The following is a 669-nucleotide window of genomic DNA, read 5'->3' as shown; positions in this document are numbered from 1 at the left end:
TGTAAGTTTATGATAGTAGTTACCGCCAATCAATCCAGCAGTAAAGGACATACTTTTAATCATTGTTTATGTATGTCCTTTACAACCGGAGCAACCGGTGGAGAATACACCCACAGGTTAACGCAAGCAGAAATGCCAAGTCATTATCATGATATTCATTCAAAATGGGATGGTTCAGAAGATACTGGTATCGAAAACTGGTTTGTTGCAATGGACATTGGCACAGTATACAGCAATGGAGGATGGCTTCAAAATGGCATGCCAGCAGGTGGCAATCAGCACCATAACAATATCCAACCATACGTTACAACATATTTTTGGAAGAGAACCGCTTAATTAATTGGTTCTCCGCCAAAAGAATACAACAATGTATGGCTGAAGGTTATTATGTGGAGTTCCGTCTCCAGTTGTATCTGTTTTACTTGTCCACTGATTAGAATCCCACACATGTTGTTTGCCTGTATTCGGAGCCATTTCCCATCTAGGGGCGCCATCCATAACTGTTCCATCCGGAAATATATGATGATGAGATGGCATTTCATTTACTGTTAGCTTATGTGAATATTCTCCTTTACTAGAATTCGCAGTAAAGGACATACATAAACAATGATTAAAAGTATGTCTTTTACGTCTAATTCTACTGGTGGAGAATACTACCATACATTATCA

1 protein-coding gene and 1 pseudogene are annotated in these 669 nt (G+C 38.9%); one reads left to right on the top strand and one right to left on the bottom strand.

The genetic code is table 11. The features are described from left to right. Positions 1–336 (top strand): annotated as a pseudogene (locus LJE08_RS13710) (hypothetical protein); the annotation flags it as partial. Here the strand turns inward: LJE08_RS13710 and LJE08_RS13705 are convergent. After that, positions 337–597 carry a hypothetical protein gene (locus LJE08_RS13705; RefSeq protein ID WP_227403545.1) on the bottom strand — a complete coding sequence of 87 codons (261 nt, stop codon included), beginning with the start codon at positions 595–597 and terminating at the stop codon, positions 337–339. Between the last annotated feature and the right edge of the window lie 72 nt (positions 598–669).

This window comes from Holdemanella sp. DFI.5.55 (genome assembly GCF_020593575.1).
In the GTDB taxonomy this organism is placed as follows: domain Bacteria; phylum Bacillota_I; class Bacilli_A; order Erysipelotrichales; family Erysipelotrichaceae; genus Holdemanella; species Holdemanella hominis.
This window is presented reverse-complemented; position numbering and strand designations above follow the sequence as displayed.